At 44.3% G+C, this 3,725-nt stretch carries 4 protein-coding genes and 1 pseudogene; 4 read left to right on the forward strand and 1 reads right to left on the reverse strand.

Annotated features, from left to right (window positions below):
* Positions 1 to 76: 76 nt before the first annotated feature.
* On the reverse strand, positions 77 to 307 hold the full coding sequence (locus ACUU1I_RS19945) for a hypothetical protein (protein ID WP_000956007.1): 231 nt from the start codon (positions 305 to 307) through the stop codon (positions 77 to 79).
* Positions 308 to 370: 63 nt separating this feature from the next.
* Here ACUU1I_RS19945 and ACUU1I_RS19950 point away from each other — a divergent pair, with 63 nt between their 5' ends.
* From ACUU1I_RS19950 to ACUU1I_RS19965, 4 genes and pseudogenes are all read left to right on the forward strand, one after another.
* Positions 371 to 562, forward strand: a complete 192-nt coding sequence (locus tag ACUU1I_RS19950; protein ID WP_000165977.1) for a Rop family plasmid primer RNA-binding protein — start codon at positions 371 to 373, stop codon at positions 560 to 562.
* A 651-nt stretch (positions 563 to 1,213) separates the two neighbouring features.
* The gene (locus ACUU1I_RS19955) at positions 1,214 to 1,375 is read left to right on the forward strand and encodes a hypothetical protein (protein WP_045343414.1); all 162 of its coding nucleotides are present in this window, start codon (positions 1,214 to 1,216) and stop codon (positions 1,373 to 1,375) included.
* 432 nt (positions 1,376 to 1,807) lie between these two features.
* Positions 1,808 to 1,900, forward strand: a pseudogene (locus tag ACUU1I_RS19960) (IS1 family transposase); the annotation flags it as partial.
* Positions 1,901 to 2,017: 117 nt separating this feature from the next.
* The gene (locus tag ACUU1I_RS19965) at positions 2,018 to 3,136 is read left to right on the forward strand and encodes an acyltransferase family protein (protein WP_152030622.1); all 1,119 of its coding nucleotides are present in this window, start codon (positions 2,018 to 2,020) and stop codon (positions 3,134 to 3,136) included.
* Positions 3,137 to 3,725 lie beyond the last annotated feature (589 nt).

Raw genomic sequence — 3,725 nt, forward strand, 5'->3', positions numbered from 1 at the left:
CCCTTCCCGGTTACGCTCCCTTCCCAGCAGGTAATCAACCGGACCACTGCCACCACCTTTTCCCCGGGCATGAAACTTAACTATCATCCCGCGTCCCCTGTTCCCTGACGGCCAGACGCAGCCGGCGCAGCTCGTCCCCGATGGCAGCCAGCTGACGCAGTAACGGCGGTGCCAGTGTCGGCAGTTTCCCGGAACGGGCAACCGGCTCACCCAGGCAGACCCGCCGCATCCATACCGCCAGCTGTTTACCCTCACAGCGTTCCAGTAACCGGACATGTTCATCATCAGTAACCCGTATCGTGAGCATCCTCTCGCGTTTCATCGGTATCATTACCTCATGAACAGAAATCCCCCTTACACGGAGGTATCAGTGACTAAACAGGAAAAAACCGCCCTTAACATGGCCCGCTTTATCAGAAGGCAGACATTAACGCTGCTGGAGAAGCTCAACGAACTGGACGCGGATGAACAGGCTGATATCTGTGAATCGCTTCACGACCACGCCGATGAGCTTTACCGCAGCTGCCTCGCACGTTTCGGGGATGACGGTGAAAACCTCTGACATATGCAGCTCCCGGAGACGGTCACAGCTTGTCTGTGAGCGGATGCCGGGAGCAGACAAGCCCGTCAGGGCGCGTCAGCAGGTTTTAGCGGGTGTCGGGGCGCAGCCATGACCCAGTCACGTAGCGATAGCGGAGTGTATACGGGCTTAACCATGCGGCATCAGTGCAGATTGTATGAAAAGTGCGCCATACCGGGTGTGAAATGCCGCACAGATGCGTAAGGAGAAAATGCACGTCCAGGCGCTTTTCCGCTTCCTCGCTCACTGACTCGCTACGCTCGGTCGTTCGACTGCGGCGAGCGGTATCTACTCACTCAAAAACGAAATGCTGTTATCCACAGAATCAGGGGATAACGCCGGAAAGAACATGTGAGCAAAAGACCAGAAACAGGAAGAAGGCCGCGCCGATGGCGTTTTTCCATAGGCTCCGCCCCCCTGACGAGCATCACAAAAACCGACGCTCAAGTCAGAGGTGGCGAAACCCGACAGGACTATAAAGATACCAGGCGTTTCCCCCTGGTGGCTCCCTCGTGCGCTCTCCTGTTCCTGCCTTTCGGTTTACCGGTGTCATTCCGCTGTTATGGCCGCGTTTATCTCATTCCACGCCTGACACTCAGTTCCGGGTAGGCAGTTCGCTCCAAGCTGGACTGTATGCACGAACCCCCCGTTCAGTCCGACTACCACGCCCGTTCCGGTAACTATCAACTTGAGTCCAACCCGGAAAGACACGACAAATCGCCAGTGGCGGTAGCCATTGGTAACGGATTTAGAGGAGTTAGTCTTGAAGTTATGCGCCTGTTAAGGCTAAACTGAAAGGACAGATTTGGTTACTGCGCTCCTCATAAGCCAGTTACCTTGGTTCAAAGAGTTGGTCGCTCTGAGAACCTTCGAGAAACCGCCTTGCAGGGCGGTTTTTTCGTTTCTGGGAAAGAGACTACGACGACAAGCAAATGATCTCAAGTAGATCTGTTGTTAATTGTCCTGTTCCAACTGTCTAAAAATAGAAATCTACAATATAAAAGGGGTCTGATGCTCAACCGAACGAAAACTCACGTTAGGCGAGAAAAGCCGTCTAAAAAATCGACTAATGGACGGTGGTGTCCGTTTTGTGCCAATCTTCGATTAAAAAGACACCGTTTTGAGGGCGTTTTTCAATGTCCATTATATTTTGATTTATCAGACAAAAAGCTCTTAACGTGTGAAACCGTTCGGTTGAGCGTCAAACCCCTTTAACGCCATAATCCGAATCTGAGGCAGCATCTAACAAGAAAAGGACAAAAGTCTCTGTCGTTATCAACATCAGTGGAACAGCATGACAAAGCTATCAGCACCATCTGAACATAAACATTATCAATGCGTTTTATTATTAAAAATACTTGAATCATCCTTTCGCTGCTCTAGAATGTGTAGCTTATTTATAGCGTTAATTTTACATCATCAACTAAAGGCGATAATTTGAACAGCGAAATAAAGGTTATGTCTAATAGAGATCCGTCAATTGATACATTGCGAGTAACAGCCTGCATTTTTGTTATTATATCTCATTATGGCTACATATTTAGCCAAACCAGGCTATCTTTCATACCATCATTTTATGGAGGGGTTCTTGGCCAGGTAGGTGTGAGCTTGTTTTTTTTTATATCTGGATATTTGGCATTTATTTCACTAGATAGAAAGAATACCATTGATTATTTCCTTGACAAAGGAGTAAGGATCCTTACTCCTTATATTATCACTTACTTTTTTATCTCTTTACTCTTAATTTTATTGTCTTATTTAAATAAAGAGATAATTAATACAGTCCCTCTCGTATCAATAATGACAACAGGAGGCCAGTACACTAGAATAATTCCAGTATTTTTTGCCCTTGATGGTATATTAAACGCCCATTTCTCTTATGATTTTCTTTTCCTTACAGGCGAGTGGTTTATTGGGTGCGTTATTATGCTGTACGTGATATCACCGATAGTTTTTCACGTTATGAATACCTTTACATTTAAACGTAACATATTTTTTTTATTTGTGATAACAATTACAACATTCCCGATATCAAATATCTCATCATCATTTTTAAACTTCCCATTTTGGTTTTTTGCTTGCCGACTTCCTGAGTTTATGGTTGGGATGCTTGCATTTAAATACAAAAATAAATTACAAAAAAACACCACAGTTATTCTATCGGTTGTTATATGTATATTGACAGTATTATTAATAGGGCCTAATGAGTTCAAAACAAACATAGTCAATCACCAGTTATCAATAATACCTTTAATGTGCATAAGCATTATCATTTACAAAGCAGCATTAATAATTAATAAGAAATTTAACCTCTATTTTTTCAACTCATATGCTAAATGCATCTACATATCCATGTTGATTCAGCATGTAGTAATATACAGATTAACATCAATAATTGAAATTAATAACGCTTCTGTTTTTGGGTATTTATTTATACTATTAATGGTGTTTTTTTTAACTTTCTATTTGTCAAATAAAATATTAATACCCACATCAAAGATTGAATCAATTTTAATAAAAAAGATGAACATTATAAACGCAAAAAAAGCTAATTAAACATCATAAAATCTAAGACTTGAATTTACCATAACATCTCATTGTACGCACCGCTGAAACGCGTTCGGCGCGATCACGGCAGCAGACAGGTAAAAATGGCAACAAACCACCCGAAAAACTGCCGCGATCGCACCCGGTAAATTTTAACCACATGCATAGCTATGCAGCCATGTGAATCACGCAGGAATTGCCAGCCAGAGACAGCTGAAACGGATTTTTTTCATGCTTTCGGAAGCGAAGAAGACGGGGACCTGAGCGGGAAAACAGAAGTTCAGGGGAATGAGCGCGATCTGGCAATAGAGGCAAAACACAGCAACAAAAGACACACCAGAATCGCGCCCGTATGCGTTTTAACGCGTTCCTATGTTTTCAGCAAGGTCTGACTGAAGCGCGTTCCCGGTGCCCCCCCAAACCAACCATTATCCCAAAAAATGCACCGGAAACGCGCTGACAACATTTTAGCCTGTCTCTGATTACCATCCCAGCGAAGGGCCATCCAGTGTCCGTTCCTGTATTTCCGGCTGTCGCTCACGCTCCAGGGATAACGCATGTTCGCATTCCTGTATCAGCCGTTCGTCCCTTATCTCCT

This window comes from Shigella sp. SIG3 (assembly GCF_053555855.1).

What these genes read in the sequence shown, in the direction of transcription:
- ACUU1I_RS19955 (WP_045343414.1), top strand. Translation starts at nt 1,214, where the DNA reads ATGCACGAACCCCCCGTTCAGTCCGACTACCACGCCCGTTCCGGTAAC.
- ACUU1I_RS19945 (WP_000956007.1), bottom strand. Translation starts at nt 307, where the DNA reads ATGCTCACGATACGGGTTACTGATGATGAACATGTCCGGTTACTGGAA.